At 67.0% G+C, this 13,344-nt stretch carries 14 protein-coding genes and 1 tRNA gene; 2 read left to right on the top strand and 13 right to left on the bottom strand.

Translation table 11 applies throughout. From position 1 onward, the window contains the following. The first annotated feature begins 347 nt into the window (after positions 1–347). Entirely contained in the window at positions 348–1,724 is a 1,377-nt protein-coding gene (locus ACMVO5_RS07360; protein ID WP_416906874.1) for a DEAD/DEAH box helicase, read from the top strand. Between the two features lie 59 nt (positions 1,725–1,783). On the opposite strand, the gene ACMVO5_RS07355 is transcribed toward ACMVO5_RS07360, so the two are convergent. From ACMVO5_RS07355 to cmk, 12 genes are all read right to left on the bottom strand, one after another. After that, positions 1,784–2,236 (bottom strand): peptidylprolyl isomerase, encoded by a 453-nt coding sequence (locus ACMVO5_RS07355; protein ID WP_416906873.1) that lies wholly within the window; start codon positions 2,234–2,236, stop codon positions 1,784–1,786. Next, the gene (locus tag ACMVO5_RS07350) at positions 2,233–2,676 is read right to left on the bottom strand and encodes an acyl-CoA thioesterase (RefSeq protein ID WP_416906872.1); all 444 of its coding nucleotides are present in this window, start codon (positions 2,674–2,676) and stop codon (positions 2,233–2,235) included. The genes ACMVO5_RS07355 and ACMVO5_RS07350 overlap by 4 nt, the downstream gene beginning before the upstream one ends. Continuing rightward, complete coding sequence (locus tag ACMVO5_RS07345; protein WP_416906871.1) at positions 2,673–3,968, bottom strand: cytochrome P450; 1,296 nt, start codon at positions 3,966–3,968, stop codon at positions 2,673–2,675. The genes ACMVO5_RS07350 and ACMVO5_RS07345 overlap by 4 nt, the downstream gene beginning before the upstream one ends. 4 nt (positions 3,969–3,972) lie before the next feature. After that, the gene (locus ACMVO5_RS07340; RefSeq protein WP_416906870.1) at positions 3,973–4,749 is read right to left on the bottom strand and encodes an enoyl-CoA hydratase; all 777 of its coding nucleotides are present in this window, start codon (positions 4,747–4,749) and stop codon (positions 3,973–3,975) included. Further along, positions 4,746–5,264: a Smr/MutS family protein gene (locus ACMVO5_RS07335; RefSeq protein ID WP_416906869.1), complete on the bottom strand. Its 519-nt coding sequence runs from the start codon at positions 5,262–5,264 to the stop codon at positions 4,746–4,748. The genes ACMVO5_RS07340 and ACMVO5_RS07335 overlap by 4 nt, the downstream gene beginning before the upstream one ends. Continuing rightward, positions 5,261–6,334, bottom strand: coding sequence for a murein transglycosylase A (locus ACMVO5_RS07330; protein WP_416906868.1), 1,074 nt, complete (start codon positions 6,332–6,334; stop codon positions 5,261–5,263). The genes ACMVO5_RS07335 and ACMVO5_RS07330 overlap by 4 nt, the downstream gene beginning before the upstream one ends. A gap of 98 nt (positions 6,335–6,432) precedes the next feature. After that, positions 6,433–7,065 (bottom strand): Tim44/TimA family putative adaptor protein, encoded by a 633-nt coding sequence (locus ACMVO5_RS07325; RefSeq protein WP_416906867.1) that lies wholly within the window; start codon positions 7,063–7,065, stop codon positions 6,433–6,435. A 142-nt stretch (positions 7,066–7,207) separates the two neighbouring features. Continuing rightward, the gene (locus tag ACMVO5_RS07320; RefSeq protein ID WP_416909330.1) at positions 7,208–7,606 is read right to left on the bottom strand and encodes a hypothetical protein; all 399 of its coding nucleotides are present in this window, start codon (positions 7,604–7,606) and stop codon (positions 7,208–7,210) included. Positions 7,607–7,653: 47 nt separating this feature from the next. Next, positions 7,654–7,741, bottom strand: a tRNA-Leu gene (locus tag ACMVO5_RS07315). A 49-nt stretch (positions 7,742–7,790) separates the two neighbouring features. Next, complete coding sequence (ihfB, locus tag ACMVO5_RS07310; RefSeq protein ID WP_416906866.1) at positions 7,791–8,075, bottom strand: integration host factor subunit beta; 285 nt, start codon at positions 8,073–8,075, stop codon at positions 7,791–7,793. 190 nt (positions 8,076–8,265) lie between these two features. Then, entirely contained in the window at positions 8,266–9,990 is a 1,725-nt protein-coding gene (gene rpsA, locus ACMVO5_RS07305; RefSeq protein WP_416906865.1) for a 30S ribosomal protein S1, read from the bottom strand. A gap of 164 nt (positions 9,991–10,154) precedes the next feature. Beyond that, positions 10,155–10,811, bottom strand: a complete 657-nt coding sequence (gene cmk, locus ACMVO5_RS07300; RefSeq protein WP_416906864.1) for a (d)CMP kinase — start codon at positions 10,809–10,811, stop codon at positions 10,155–10,157. 104 nt (positions 10,812–10,915) lie between these two features. Between cmk and wecB the strand changes: the two genes are divergently transcribed. Continuing rightward, a complete protein-coding gene (wecB, locus tag ACMVO5_RS07295; RefSeq protein WP_416906863.1) occupies positions 10,916–11,995 on the top strand; it encodes a non-hydrolyzing UDP-N-acetylglucosamine 2-epimerase in 1,080 nt (359 codons plus the stop codon). Here the strand turns inward: wecB and aroA are convergent. Next, positions 11,992–13,341, bottom strand: coding sequence for a 3-phosphoshikimate 1-carboxyvinyltransferase (aroA, locus tag ACMVO5_RS07290; RefSeq protein ID WP_416906862.1), 1,350 nt, complete (start codon positions 13,339–13,341; stop codon positions 11,992–11,994). The two genes, wecB and aroA, sit on opposite strands and share 4 nt — an antisense overlap. Positions 13,342–13,344: the final 3 nt, after the last annotated feature.

Below are 13,344 nucleotides of genomic sequence, written 5' to 3'. Positions count from 1 at the left end.
GACGAGAGCATGACGTCATCGGGCCGGGCTGGCAATCGGCTGGCTGCGCATTCGCTTGACTTGGCCGGCATTTGCTGCGCATTGCGACTTCGGCTTCACAGCAGACCGCGTGTCTGCTCCCAGCACCGGGTGCGTGATCGGGCCAGCGATGCAAGCAAATCGGCTTGCAGCCGCCCAGGCTCCAGACCCGGTTGAAGCGACTGCGCGGGAGCGTCCCTCGCAGCGCAACCTGAAGCTCCCAGCCAAGGGCTACCCTTATCACGCGGGTTGTTCATCCCCGCGGGACCGTGCGCCATTCTGCGCCCGGCCCGAACCGGCGCAGCTGCGCCGCAATGAAGAGTATTATCATGACTGTTTCCAATTTTTCCGATTTCAACCTGTCGAAGCCGATCGCGGACGCGCTGGCCAGCAAGGGCTATGATGTGCCGACCCCGATCCAGGTGCAGGCGATCCCGCCGGTGATGGCCGGGCATGATCTGTGCGGCATCGCCCAAACCGGCACCGGCAAGACGGCAGCCTTTGCGCTGCCGATCCTGCACAAGCTGTCCGAAAATCCCCGCGTGCGCCTCAAGATGACGACGCGGGTGCTGGTGCTGGCGCCGACGCGCGAGCTGGTCAGCCAGATCGCCAACAGCTTCACCGCCTATGGCAAGAACCTGCGCCTGTCAGTGACGACGATCTTCGGCGGCGTGCCGATCCCGCGGCAGGAGCGGGCACTGTCTCCCGGCGTCGATATCGCCGTGGCCACGCCGGGCCGCCTGCTCGACCTCGTCAACCGGGGCAGCTTTGACCTCTCCAAGGTCGAGGTGCTGGTGCTCGACGAAGCCGATCAGATGCTCGATCTCGGCTTCATCCATGATCTGAAGCGTATTGTCGGGCTGTTGCCGCGCGCACGTCAGACGCTGTTCTTCTCTGCCACCATGCCCAAGGCGATCGAGGAGCTGGCGGCGCGCTATCTGAAGGACCCCGTCAAGGTGGCCGTGAAGCCGGCCGCGACCACGGCCGAGCGTGTCGAACAGGCGGTGATCCATGTCAATCAGGCCGAAAAGCCGGCGCTGCTGCAGCTGGTTCTCTCGGCGCCAGCGGTGGACCGGGCGCTGGTCTTTGCCCGCACCAAGCACGGTTCAGACCGGATCGTGCGCCAGCTCGGCAATGCCGGCATCAAGGCGGAAGCGATCCATGGCAACAAGAGCCAGCCGCAGCGCGAGCGCGCGCTGGCCGCCTTTCGTGCCGGTTCGGTGCGGGTTCTGGTGGCGACCGACATCGCCGCACGCGGGCTCGACATTCCCGGTGTCAGCCATGTGGTGAATTACGAGCTGCCCAATGTGCCCGAGCAATATGTGCACCGTATCGGCCGCACCGCGCGCGCCGGCAAGGATGGGCAGGCGATCGCCTTTTGCGCCGATGACGAGCGGCCGCTGCTGCGCGACATCGAGAAGGTCACTAGGCAGAAAGTGGCCGTGCTCGCATTGCCGGAAAACTTCCGCGCCGCCGTGGAGGAAACCCGTCAGCGCGAGAAGAACGCGCCGCGCGAGGAAGAACCCCGGCGCGAACAGCGCGGACCTTCGAGTGGCGGCGGTCGTCGCCCCAATCCGGCTGCCAAGGTGCGCCCGGCGGGGCCCCGCAGCGCCAGCGGTGGCGGCTTCGCCGGCAAGGGTTCGGGCGGCCAGACCGGGCGCGCACCGCGCCGGGCTGGTGGCGGAGGCGGCTTTCGCGGCCGCTGAGCCGGGGTTTCAATCTGCCTGAAAGGCGCAGGCGGTTCGCCGCCTGCGCCTTTTTCAGTTCAGGCGGCGCGGGCTTTCAGGATCTTGCCGGGCGCGCGCGGCGGCTCGCCCTTGGGCAGCGCGTCGATCAGGTCCATGCCGTCGGTCACCTGACCCCAGACGGTATATTGCTTGTCGAGGAAGCGGGCATCATCGAAGCAGATGAAGAACTGGCTGTTGGCGCTGTGCGGTGCCGAGGTGCGGGCCATCGAGCAGACGCCCCGCACATGCGGCTCGTCGTTGAATTCGGCCTGCAGGTTGGGCTTGTCGCTGCCGCCCATGCCGGTGCCATTGGGGCAGCCGCCCTGTGCCATGAAGCCGGGGATGACGCGGTGAAAGACGACGCCATCATAAAAGCCCTCATTGGCCAGTTCGGCGATGCGCGCGACATGGCCGGGCGCAAGATCGGGGCGCAGCTTGATGGTGACATCGCCGCCATCGAGGGTGAGGGTGAGGGTGGTGAAGTCGGTCATGCGCTTGCTCCGGTGTTGAACAGATAGGCTTGCAGTCGATCACGCAGCGGGCCTGGCAGCGGCGCCGGGCCGGTTTCGCCGCGATGGACGAGGACCGACTCGCACAGTGCGATGCATTTGTCATGCTGGAACATGGCCATGCCGGCGCGGAAGCTGGAGGTCCCGATGGCGAGCACCCCGTAGCCGAGATCGACGGTGCCGGGATAATGCCCCTCCTCTAGATAATCGACGCTCACATGGGCGACCAGATAGCGGGGACGGCTGATGGCCGGGCCGGCGGTGAGCAGGTGCCAGTTGAAGCGCACCCGGGCCTCTTCGAAAAAGCGGCTGATAGCGACGTTGTTGAGGTGCCGGTTGGGGTCCATGTCGGCATAGCGCGTCTCCATGGTGATCGACCATGGATAGGCGGGCGCGTGCAGCCGGGCGGGATCATGCCTCATGCCCATTTGACCGTGACCGGCAGCGTCTTCAGACCGGAGACGAAATTGGCCACCGTGTTGCGCGGCGTGCCGGCCAGCTCGATCGACTTCAGCCGCGGCAGAAGCTCGGCGAACAGCGCGCGCAGCTCCATGCGGGCCAAATGCAGGCCGAGGCATAGATGCACCCCATTGCCGAACGCGGTCTGCGGATTGGGGTCGCGGTCGATGCGGAAGCTGTCGGGTGTGTCGAACACGGCCTCGTCGCGGTTGCCGGACCAGTAGAAGAGCGCCAGCGCATCGCCGGCCTTGATGGTCTTGTCGCCGACCAGCGTGTCCTCGGTGGCGGTGCGCATGAAATGTTTGACCGGGGTGACCCAGCGGATCATCTCCTCCACCGCCGAAGGGATGAGATCGGGTTCGGCCTGCAACCGGGCAAGCTGGTCCGGATGTTCGATGAGCTGGCGCAGCCCGCCCGAGGCGGTCGAGCTGGTCGTGTCATGGCCGGCGGTGGCGACAATGGCATAATAGCTGGTCGCCTCGACCGGGTTGATCGGCCGGCCATCGATCTCGCCGCGCGCGATCACCGTGGCGAGGTCGTCGCGCGGCTGCTTGCGGCGGTCTTCGGTGACCGCGCCGAAATAGGCGAAGAATTCCTGCGCCAGCGCGATGACATCGACCTGGGTGTTGGCGCTGCCCTCGGCCGTGCTGGTCAGCTGCTTGGAGCGGGCCATGACGTCGGGGTCTTGCGGGCCGAAGATTTCCTGCGTCATGCGCAGCATGGTGTTCTCTTCCGACGCCGGCAGGCCGAGGATCTTCATGATCACCCGCAGCGGATACCAGAGCGCCACCTCGTTGACGAAATCGAGGGTCGGCCCGAGGCTTTGCATATGGTCGACATGGGCCTTGGCGATCGCCGCGATTTCGCCTTCGAGCTTCTTCAGATTGGGCGGCAGGAACCAGCTATGGGTGAGGCGCCTCAGCTTCATGTGCTCAGGGTCATCGAGATCGACAAGCGTGCGGAACAAATGGCTGTCACCAGACATCGACAGCGTCCATTCCTCGGCCTCGATGGGCGCGAGATAGGTGCGCAGGCGGTTGATGAAGCGGTCGTTGGCCTTGGAAATGCGGGTGATGTCGGCGTGGCTGGTGATCGACCAGAAGGGACGAAAGCCGGTCGGCTCAGTCCAGTGGACAGGGTCCTCCCTGCGCAGCCGGGCATAGTCGGCCAGCACGCTTTCATCGGCATAGCAGTCCGGATTGACGAGACGGTTGTCTAGGCTGTCGGTGGAAAAGCCGGGAAAGGGGGTGCTCATGGGGCTATCCTTGTGTACGCCCGCGCGCGGTGACGGCGCCCCGGGCGGCAGCGACATCGGCGGCCGAAACGGCAGCATTGGCAGCGCCCGATCGCGCCGCCTCCAGCATCAGACCCTCCCCCAGCGGCAGGGCAAAGCCGTCGTTAATGAGAGCCTTGTAGCGCGCCAGAAAGGCCGGATCGATGCTCGCCATGTCCTGAGCCAGCGCAGCGGCTGCGGGCATGAGATCGGCCGCAGCCACCACGCGGTTAACCAGCCCCCAGCGCTCAGCGGTGGCGGCATCGAGAAAATTGCCGGTGAAGCTCAGTTCGCGCGCGCGGCCCGGGCCGATGATGCGTGCGAGCTTTTGCGACAGGCCCCAGCCCGGCATGATGCCGACACGCGCATGGGTGTCGGCGAAGCGGGCGGTTTCGGACGCGATCAGCACATCACAGGCCAGCGCCAGCTCAAAGCCGCCGGTGATGGCCACGCCGTTGATGGCGCCGATCACCGGCTTGCTCAGCCCGCCAATCGCCCGGCAGGGATTATCGTCAGCGTCGCCGCCGGCCGCAGCCAGCGCGCTGTCGTCAGCGCCAAGCTCCTTCAGATCGAGCCCGGCGGTGAAGGCGCGGCCGCCGCTGCCAGTCAGGATGACGACGCGGACATCGTCATTGGCCTCAAGCGCCGCGCAGGCCTCGACCAAGGCAAGGCGCAGCTCGCGGTTGAGCGCGTTCATCGCCTGCGGGCGGTTGAGGGTAAGGGTGGCGATATGGTTTTCGATCTCGGTGACAAGGACGGTCATCTTGGCCTCCGTAGCACAAGGTAGAAGGCGCCGCTGCCGCCATGCCGGGGGCTGGCCGGGCGGAGCGCCGCGATATGGTGGCTGATGCGCGCGCTGGCCAGCCAGTCGTGAAGTTCGGCGCGGATGCGGCCCGGGCGCCCCGGCCGGCCCTTGCCGGTGATCACCAGAATCACCCGGTCACCAGACACGGCAGCGGCTTCGACCGCGCTGTGCAGCGCCAGATGCGCGCGCTCGAGATTGTGATCATGCAGGTCGATCACCCGGTCAGGGGTGAGCTTGCCACTGCGCAGGCGCTTGTCCCAGCTGCCATCGAGCGTGGCGGCGATGGCCGGCGGTGCAGGTCTGGCCGGCACCGATGCGGGTCTTGGCGGCGCGGGCGTTGGTGTGGCGGCAGCGCGCGGGGCGGGCGGCGTAGGCTCGATCGGCGCGCGCGCGCTTTTGGGCGCCATCGGGCGGACGGTGGCCGCGACACGCTGCCAGAGCGCGCGCTCCTGCGGGGAGAGCGGGCGGCTCACCGGGCCTTGTCCTGCAGCCGGGCGGCGGCGGCATTGGGCAGCAGCAGCGTGATGTCGATCGAGCTGGCGAGATTTCCCGCCTCGCTCGCGGCCGCGCCCGAATCGAGCGGGCTCGGCCCGCGGAACATGTCGATGCGGCCCGGCCCGCGGATGGCACCGCCGGTGTCGGCAGCAATCTGGAGCATCACAGGCTCGCCCGGTCGGGTGACGAGCAACGGCGCGCCATAAGGCGTGAAGGCGGGGTCGACAGCGGCAGACACCCGCGGCGTGAGCGGATGGCCGAGCGCGCCGATCGGCCCTTGCTCGGGGCTGAGGCCGGTCAGCTCACGGAAGAAGATCTGGCTCGGGTTGGCCGCGCGGATGGCGGGGGCCTCAACGGGGTGGCTGCGCAGCCAGTCCAGGATGCTGCTCATGCTGATCGGCGGCTCGAGCTTGCCCTGATCGCGCAGCACCCGCCCAATGGCGACATAGTCCCGGCCGTTCTGACTGTCATAGCCGATGCGCATGATGGTGCCATCGGGCAGACGCAATCGCCCCGAGCCCTGAATTTCCAGAAAAAAGGCGGCATTGGCGTCGGCCGCCCAGGCGAGCTCCAGACGCTGGCCCGCGAGCGCGCCCTCGGCGATGGCTTTGCGGGTCGGATAGGGCGTGATCTTCTGGCCCTTGATCTGGCCGCGCAGCGTCCGCCCCCGCCATTCAGGGCGGAACAGGCCGAGATCGGCTTCCACGAGATCGGGCGGCCGCCGGTAGAGGGGGGTGGCATAGCCCGGCCCCGGCGTGCGGCTGGCGGCAATTTCGGGCTCGAAATAGCCGGTTGCGAAGCCTTTGCCATCGCCAAGCCGGACAGCGGTAAAGTGTGCAGAAAAGAACGCTGTCGGGCTAGTTGCCGACTGTGCCGCCTCGCAAGGTGTGGCCCAGTCTTCCGGCCGGGTCAGGCCAGAGCGGTCAGGGCGCGCGAGCACGGCGGGGCAGGCGGCGCGAAAAGCGGCAAGGCTGCGCGTGTCAGGCGCCGCCGGCAGCGTCAGCGGGACGATCGAGCGCGGCAGATCGGCCGCATTGCGGGCGGCCAAAGGTAAGGGTGCGGGTTTGGGGGCTGCCGTACAGGCTGCAAGCGCACCGGCCAAGAAAAGGACAAGCGCGCGAGACAACACGCCGGGCGCGCTTTCGGTCAGGCCTCGGCGTCGGTGGCGATCAGCAACCAGGCAGGATCTGGCGACGTGATATGGCGGCTAAAGGTCCAGATGTCCGCGGTCTCGGCCGGTGTGTCATCGCCCGGCGCGGCAATCCGCGAGACAAACCGCACGGTCACCTCCGCCATCTGGCCGATCAGTTCGGCAGCCGTGATGGTTGCGGCGTCGATGCTGATGATCCTGTTTTGCAGGCGCGCGCCTTCACGCGCCTCGATGGCCTGAGCAAAATTCTCCTGAACTTCTTCCGACACCAGACCTTCCATGGCGCCGCTGTTGCTGCTCCAGAAAGCTTCGAGGATCATGCGATAGGCCGCCTTGGCGCCGGTGATGAAGCGGGTCGGCTCGAAGGCGGGGTCAACGTCCATCAACGCGGCCAGCGCCGGCTTCAGTGCCGGGTCGGTGCCATCGGGCAGCTTCCACTCGGCGCGCGGGCTGTTTTCCGCACGGCTGCGCGGGGCCGCCACCAGCTCGGGCGAGCCGGGACGGAAGCTGTCGGTGGGAACAGGTTCATGGCCGGTGCGCTTGCCAAGCACGCTGACAAGTCGAAGCCCAATGAACGCAGCCAGCATCGCCAGCAGCACGATTTCCACCCAATTGCTCCCTTCGGCCATCAAAATCTCTCTCCAATAGCGCCGTTCATAGCAGCTTGGCGGGGGCAAGGTCCACCTTCGATACGGCCATGCGACAACACAGGGGCCGGGACGGGGGCCGCGGTTGGGGCTGGGCAGTCCTGTCAGCCAGGCTGAGGGCCGTTCAGACTGGTGGTGCGACGAGGCCGAGACTTTGCAGCAAGGCCGCTTGCAGCACCATCAGCACCAGCCAATAGCCGAGATCGCGCAGCACATGGCCGGCAGGCGCACCGCGGTAGAGCTGGCTGACGAGCAGCGTGGGCAGCACGAAACCAGCCCAGATGACCACGCCCGAGCCGATGGCCATCACCCAGGGGCCGGCCTGGTCCTTCGGCGCGAGGATCAGCGCGCCGGCGAGAATCGCTGCGAGCCAGAATTCGGCAAGGCTGGTGGCGATGACCAGCGAAGGCCGGCCCAGCGCCAGCGACGGCGCGCCGGGCAGCCTGTGCCAGATGACGGCAAGCACCAGCCCGAGCGCCGTGGCGGCAAGAATAGGGCCGAGATTGAGCCAGATGTAGATCATCGCCACTGGTCCCTATTGGCTATGCGCGAGCGGAGCAATGAGGCGCGTGGTGCGGACGGCGGGGCTTGAACCCGCACTTCCTGAACGGAAAGCAGATTTTAAGTCTGCTGCGTCTACCAGTTTCGCCACGTCCGCGCCGGACGCAAAGCTGTAGGGAGGAAGCGTGGCAAGGGAAAGGCCGCGCTTACTTGTCCTCGTTGAGCTTCTCGCGCAGTTCCTTGCCGGGCTTGAAATAGGGGACGCGCTTGGCATCGACCTTGACCGCGGTGCCCGTGCGCGGGTTGCGGCCAGTGCGGGCGTCACGCGCACGGGTGGAAAAGGCACCGAAGCCGCGCAGTTCCACCCTTCGACCTTCGGCAAGTGCGCTAGTGATCTCGTCGAAGATGGTGGAGACAATCGCCTCCACATCGCGGAGCGTCAGATGCGGATTTTCTTCGGCGATCTTTGCCACCAGTTCTGATCTGATCACTGGTTCACCCCAATCGGCTTTGGCGCGCTGCCTTTGCTAACAAGAATTGTATCGTGCCTGCAACAAAGCCGAAACGCAAATGAATCTGGGCTAGGCCGCGCATATATTGAAGGAAATTTGGTGCATGAAACGCGAGACGGCGGGCTTTTGGCCCGCCGTCTGCTGATTTTTGGTCAATTCGGACCCAAGGCTACTCCTTGTCGGTCTCTTCCTTGGCCTTGTTGAAGGCGGCGCCGAGGATGTTGCCAAGCGTGGCACCCGAGTCGGATGTCCCATATTGGGCAACAGCCTCCTTCTCCTCGGAGATCTGCAGCGCCTTGATGCTGAGGATCGGCTTGCGGCCCTTTTCGAAGCCGGTGACCATCGCGTCGACCTTCTGGCCCGGCTGGAAGCGCTCGGCGCGCTGCTCGTCACGGTCACGGCTGAGTTCGCCGCGCTTGATGAAGGCGGTGGTGGTGCCATCGTCGCCAAGGCTGACCTCGATGCCGCCATCGCGCGCGGCCATCAAAGTCGCGGTGACGATATCGCCCTTCTTGAGATCGGAGCCGCCGTCGGAGACTTCGGTGCGCGGCGCCTGCGCCGAATCAAGCTGCTTGATGCCCAGCGAGATGCGCTCCTTCTCGACATCAACCTCGAGGACCACGGCCTTGACGCGCTCGCCCTTGTGGTGGCGCGAAAGCGCAGCTTCGCCAGTGATGCCCCAGGAGATGTCGGACATGTGCACCATGCCGTCCACTTCGCCGTCCAGTCCGATGAACAGGCCGAATTCGGTGGCGTTCTTGACTTCGCCCTCGACCTGGCTGCCGACCGGATGGGTTTCGGCGAAGACTTCCCACGGGTTGCGCTGGGCCTGCTTGAGGCCGAGCGAGATGCGGCGCTTCTCTTCATCGACTTCGAGAACGACGACTTCGACTTCCTGGCTGGTCGAGACGATCTTGCCGGGATGCACGTTCTTCTTCACCCACGACATCTCCGAGACGTGGACAAGGCCTTCGATCCCGGCTTCAAGCTCGACGAAGGCGCCATATTCGGTGATGTTGGTGACCCGGCCGGTGTGGCGGGTCTCGACGCCGTACTTGGCCGCAGCGGTCGTCCAGGGATCGGCTTCGAGCTGCTTCATGCCGAGGCTGATGCGCTGGGTGTCGCGGTTGATGCGGATGATCTGGACGCGCAGCACGTCGCCGATGTTGAGCACTTCGCTCGGATGGTTGACGCGCTTGTAGCTCATGTCGGTGACATGCAGCAGGCCGTCGATGCCGCCGAGATCGACGAAGGCGCCGTAATCGGTGATGTTCTTGACCGTGCCCTCGACAATCTGGTCTTCAGCGAGGCTGCTGATCAGGCCCGAGCGCTGCTCGGCGCGGCTTTCCTCGAGGATCGAGCGGCGCGAGACGACGATGTTGCCGCGCTTTCTGTCCATCTTCAGGATCTGGAAGGGCTGCGGCAGGTTCATCAGCGGCGTCACATCGCGCACCGGGCGGATATCGACCTGGCTGCCGGGAAGAAAGGCCACGGCACCGTTGAGATCAACGGTGAAGCCGCCCTTGACGCGGCCGAAGATGACCCCCTCGACCCGCTCGCCAGCGGCGAACTGCGCTTCGAGCGCATCCCAGCTGGCTTCGCGGCGAGCACGGTCGCGGCTGAGCATCGCCTCGCCCTGCGCATTCTCGACGCGGTCGACATAGACCTCGACTTCGTCGCCGACCTTGATGTCGGCCTTGCCGTCGGGGCCGGCGAATTCGCGGATCGAGATGCGGCCCTCGGACTTGAGGCCGACATCGACGACGACGAGATCATTTTCAAGCGCGGTGACGATGCCGCGAACGACGCGGCCTTCGAAACTTTCATTCTCGCCGAGCGAGGCATTGAGGAGAGCCGCAAAATCGTCGCGGGTCGGCTGGGCAGCACTTGCCATAAAAGAAGGTCAACCTTGTTCCGTTGAAGCCGGCGCGGTTTCCCGCGAAGCTTCGTGCCGGACACCGCGCCCGGCACTTCCCTGTCGTCGCGGAGGCCCCATGCCACCCGCTCCCTGATATGACCTGCAAAGAAAAATCGGCACCCTGCCAGGTGGCGGGTGCTTCAGGCGCTGTGCGGGCCACGGCGGGCAAGCGCATCCTCAACGAGGCGAATCGCTTGGCCGACCGCCGCCGCTATACTCAGATCGCTGGTATCGAGCAAGGCGGCGTCTTCGGCCCGCCTCAAGGGGGCTGCGCTGCGGCTGCTGTCGCGCGCATCCCGGGCCTCGATGTCGGCGAGCACATCGGCAAGGCTGCGATCGTCGCCGCTGCCGGCGAGCTCGGCATGGCGGCGGGCGGCGCGAACAGGCGCGCGTGCGGTCACGAACAGCTTGGCCGGCGCATCGGGGCAGATGACCGTGCCGATATCGCGGCCATCGAGCACGGCCCCGCCAGGCTGGGCGGCAAACGCCCGCTGGCGCGCGAGCAGCGCTGACCGCACCGCCGGATGCGCCGAGACGATGCTGGCGTACCTTGCGATATCGGCCGACATCAATGCCGGGTCATCAAGACGTGCGGGGTCGAGCTCGGCTGCAGCGCTGGCGGCGGCGGCTTCATCCTCCGGCGCCAGCCCGGCACGGTGCAGCGCAAGGCCTGTGGCCCGGTAGAGCTTGCCGGTATCGAGGCAGGGCAGGCCGTAATGACGGGCCAGCGCCCGGGCGATGGTGCCCTTGCCCGAGGCAGCGGGGCCATCGACGGCGATCACGAGAGGCGGGGGCATATTCACCCGTGCCGCGATAGCGCGGGGGCGAGGGTCTGAAAAGGGCGGGCACAAGGTGCTTGTGATGGGTTTTTGCCTGCCCTAGCGTCTGGCGCAAGCGGGAGGTGAGCGTGTTTGTGGTTGTGGGGGGCACGCGGCCGGAGGCGGTGAAGCTGGCGCCGGTGGTGCGGGCGCTGCGCGCATCGGGCGCGGAGGTGCGGATCGTGGCGACGGGCCAGCAGCCACGGCTGTTCGATGAAACTCTGGCCTGTTTCGACCTCTCCGCCGATCTCCGGATGGAGGTGGAGGCGGCAGCGCCTGCGGCCATGCTTGGCCAATTGGTGCCGAGGCTTGGGCCGGCGCTTGCGGGCGCCCGCGCGGTTCTGGTGCAGGGCGACACGACCAGCGCGCTCGCAGGCGCGCTGGCGGCGGCCTATGCGCGGCTGCCTGTGGTGCATGTCGAGGCCGGGCTGCGGACCGGCCTTGCCGAGCCGCACCCGGAGGAGATGCACCGCACCCTGATCGCGCAGATTGCCCAGCTGCATTTCGCGCCCACATCGGCGGCCGTGTCGGCGCTCGCGCGCGAAGGCGTGGCGGCTGAGGCCATCGTCATGACCGGCAACAGCGGCATCGATGCGCTGCTCTGGATGGCCGCGAAGGTGCGCGGCCAGCCGGTGCCGGCGGCGCTTTCGGCGGTCGACTGGCGGCGACCGGTGGTGCTGGTGACGGTGCATCGGCGCGAAAATCATGGAGCCGGGCTGGCCGGCGTGATGGCGGCGTTGACCGAACTCAGCGCAGTCGCCGAGATCCTGCTCCCGGTGCATCCGCATCCCGCTGTGGCCGGGCCGCTGCGCAGCGGGCTGGCCGGGCTGGCGGGTGTGCATCTGACGGCACCGCTCGATTATCCGGATTTTGTGTGGGCGATGGGGCGCGCCACCCTTGCGCTCACCGATTCGGGCGGGGTTCAGGAGGAAGGGCCGGCGCTGGGCCTGCCGGTTCTGGTGATGCGCGGCGCGACCGAGCGTCCTGAGGGGCTGGCCAGCGGCAATGCCCGTATGGTGGGCACCGATGCCTTTGCCATTGTCGCTGCTGCGCGCGAAGTGCTGGCCGGCGGCGCGGCCGCCATGGCGGAGCCGGCGATGCCCTACGGCGCCGGTGATGCCAGCGCACGCATGGCCAAGGCGATGATGGCGCGGTTTGGCTAGCTGATTTCTGCGCTCAGGCCTGTCATCAGGGCGAGGAAATTGGGGAAGCTGGTGGCAACGGGCCGCCGGTCATCGATCAGGATCGGCGAGCGGGCCGCCAGGCCGGCCACCGCAAAGCTCATGGCGATGCGGTGGTCCAGCTTGGTGGCGATCTGGGTGCCGCTGTTGCCAAGGCCCGGCAGCGGATCGCCGCCAGTGCCCTGGATGGTGAGGCCGTCTTCCTGTTCCTCGACCTTGACCCCGATAGCGGCGAGGCCTTTGGCCATGGTGGCGAGGCGGTCTGATTCCTTGACGCGAAGCTCTTCAAGTCCAGTGGTGCGGGTGGTGCCCTGTGCGCAGGCAGCGGCGACGAACAGGATGGGGAATTCGTCGATCATGCTCGGCGCGATGGCCGGCGGCACGTCGATACCGGTCAGCGGGCTGTGGCGAACATGCAGATCGGCCACCGGCTCGCCGCCGACGGTGCGGGCGTTTTCAAGGGTGATGTCAGCGCCCATGGCCTGCAGCACCTCGATCAGGCCCGCGCGGGTGGGATTGATGCCGATGTTGGTGATGCGCACGTCCGAGCCCGGCACGATCAGTGCGGCGACCATCGGAAAGGCCGCCGATGACGGGTCGCCGGGCACGATGATCGTCTGCGGCTTCAGTTCCGCCTCGCCGTGCAGCGTGATTCGCCGGCCCTCGGGCGTCTCTTCAATGTCGAGCGTGGCGCCGAAGCCTGCCAGCATCCGCTCGCTGTGGTCGCGCGTGGGAGTGGGCTCGATGATGACGGTCTGGCCCGGTGTGTTGAGGCCGGCCAGCAGCAGCGCTGACTTGACCTGCGCCGAGGCGACGGGGAGCGTATATTCGAGCGGCACCGCCGGGCACAGGCCGGTCATGGTGAGCGGCAGCCGGCCGCCTGGGCTGGCCATGAAGCTGGCGCCCATCAGCGACAGCGGGTCGATGACGCGGCCCATCGGGCGCTTGGAGAGCGAGGCATCGCCCACAAAGGTGGCGGTGATGGGATGGCTGGCGACGAGCCCCATCAGCAGCCGGGTGCTGGTGCCGCTGTTGCCCATGTCGAGCGCTGTCTCGGGCTGGAGCAGGCCGCCGACCCCGACGCCGTGCACGGTCCATTCGCCCGCCCCCGTGCGCTCGATATCGGCGCCCATGGCGCGGAGCGCTGCGGCGGTGGCCAGCACATCCTCGCCTTCAAGCAGGCCAGTTATGCGTGTGGTGCCGATCGCCAGCGCGCCGAGCATCAGCGCGCGGTGGCTGATCGACTTGTCGCCGGGCACGGAGACGGTGCCGGCAAGCGGGCCGGTGGCAGCGAGGCGGAAGGGTTCGGGCGCACTCAGGTTTTGCATGGG

Origin of the sequence: Polymorphobacter sp., assembly GCF_048007885.1 — a bacterium.
Taxonomy (GTDB): domain Bacteria; phylum Pseudomonadota; class Alphaproteobacteria; order Sphingomonadales; family Sphingomonadaceae; genus Sandarakinorhabdus.
This window is presented reverse-complemented; position numbering and strand designations above follow the sequence as displayed.

Bases quoted from the DNA above. Each gene is read 5' to 3' on its own strand.
- ACMVO5_RS07360 (WP_416906874.1), top strand. From the start codon at position 348: ATGACTGTTTCCAATTTTTCCGATTTCAACCTGTCGAAGCCGATCGCG.
- ACMVO5_RS07355 (WP_416906873.1), bottom strand. From the start codon at position 2,236: ATGACCGACTTCACCACCCTCACCCTCACCCTCGATGGCGGCGATGTC.
- ACMVO5_RS07350 (WP_416906872.1), bottom strand. From the start codon at position 2,676: ATGAGGCATGATCCCGCCCGGCTGCACGCGCCCGCCTATCCATGGTCG.
- ACMVO5_RS07345 (WP_416906871.1), bottom strand. From the start codon at position 3,968: ATGAGCACCCCCTTTCCCGGCTTTTCCACCGACAGCCTAGACAACCGT.
- ACMVO5_RS07340 (WP_416906870.1), bottom strand. From the start codon at position 4,749: ATGACCGTCCTTGTCACCGAGATCGAAAACCATATCGCCACCCTTACC.
- ACMVO5_RS07325 (WP_416906867.1), bottom strand. From the start codon at position 7,065: ATGGCCGAAGGGAGCAATTGGGTGGAAATCGTGCTGCTGGCGATGCTG.
- ACMVO5_RS07320 (WP_416909330.1), bottom strand. From the start codon at position 7,606: ATGATCTACATCTGGCTCAATCTCGGCCCTATTCTTGCCGCCACGGCG.
- rpsA (WP_416906865.1), bottom strand. From the start codon at position 9,990: ATGGCAAGTGCTGCCCAGCCGACCCGCGACGATTTTGCGGCTCTCCTC.
- cmk (WP_416906864.1), bottom strand. From the start codon at position 10,811: ATGCCCCCGCCTCTCGTGATCGCCGTCGATGGCCCCGCTGCCTCGGGC.
- aroA (WP_416906862.1), bottom strand. From the start codon at position 13,341: ATGCAAAACCTGAGTGCGCCCGAACCCTTCCGCCTCGCTGCCACCGGC.